The 1190-nt window shown below is 69.5% G+C and carries 1 protein-coding gene; it reads right to left on the reverse strand.

What is annotated here, in order from left to right; genetic code table 11:
* The coding region (locus CRP51_RS27985; RefSeq protein WP_245880859.1) for a beta-ketoacyl synthase N-terminal-like domain-containing protein at window positions 1–1115 on the reverse strand (1115 nt) is incomplete at its 3' end.
* Window positions 1116–1190: the final 75 nt, after the last annotated feature.

Consider the following 1190-nt stretch of genomic DNA (forward strand, 5'->3'; position numbering starts at 1 on the left):
AGCATCAAATTGACACCGGCCACCACCGCCACATCACACTCACCCGCCTGAAGACTCTGACACGCCTGATGCACCGCCACCAAACCAGAAGAACACGCGGTATTGATCAGCATCCCAGGACCGTCGAAGTTCAGGAAATACGCCAGACGCGAGGCGAGGATGGAATTGGCACTGCCGGTGACATTCCCCTCCTCACCGACGAGGAGCTGATAGTCACCCTCCTCCGCACCGACGAAGACACCCACCCGCTCGCGGGCAAGACGCTCCTCGCCGTAACCGGCGTCCTCCAACGCGTTCCACGACTCCTGCAACAACAACCGCTGCCGCGGATCCATCGTCTCCGCCTCGGCCGGCGAGATCTGGAAGAACAACGGATCAAACTCCGCCACACCAGGAACAAAACCAGCCCGCACCCCCTCCTCACCGGAACCACCCGCACGCCACCACTCCACGCGATCGGCCGGCACCTCACTCACCGTCGAGCGGCCCTCGGCCAACACCGACCACAGACCCTCGACATCCCGCACACCGGGGAAACGCCCACTCATCCCCACCACCGCCACCGGCTCCCCGGCGGGCCGGGACCCGGTCTCGACCGGACGCGGCGCCTTCCGACGGAGCGCGGCCGAGGCGGCGGCCGGCGACGCGGCCGGGGTCGCCTCCCGCGCCTCGCGGTAGAAGGCGGCCAGCGGCTCGGCGTGCTGGGAGAGCAGATAGTCCAGGAGACGGTTCAGGGTCGGGTAGCCGAAGAAGACGTCGGGCGTCACCTCGAAGCCGAAACGGCCGGTCAGCTCCCGGGAGAAGTCGGCCAGGCTGATGGAGTCGAAGCCGAACTCGGCGAGGTTCTCCTCCGGGTCCACCTTCTTGTGGGGGATCGCCAGCACTCCGCTGACGGTGTCCCTCAACTCCCAGCGGACACACTCCTCCACCGACCAACCGCGCATCTCACCGCGCCGCCCGGGACCGGCCGGGACGGCGGCATCGCCTGTGGTGGCCGCGGCGGGCCCCGCGGGCTTCGCCGGCCCGGCCGCCTCGACCGACTCGGCGGCGACCGCGGCGGCCGGCTCGGCGGGCGCCGGGAGCGCGGTGCGCGAAACCTCGAAGACCTCGGGCACGTCGTCCGGCGCCAGACCGAGGAAGCGGGAGACCTTGGCGACCTCGCCGGCCATCACCAGATGCTCCGACCGGTC

This window comes from Streptomyces zhaozhouensis (genome assembly GCF_900230195.1).
Classification (GTDB): domain Bacteria; phylum Actinomycetota; class Actinomycetes; order Streptomycetales; family Streptomycetaceae; genus Streptomyces; species Streptomyces zhaozhouensis.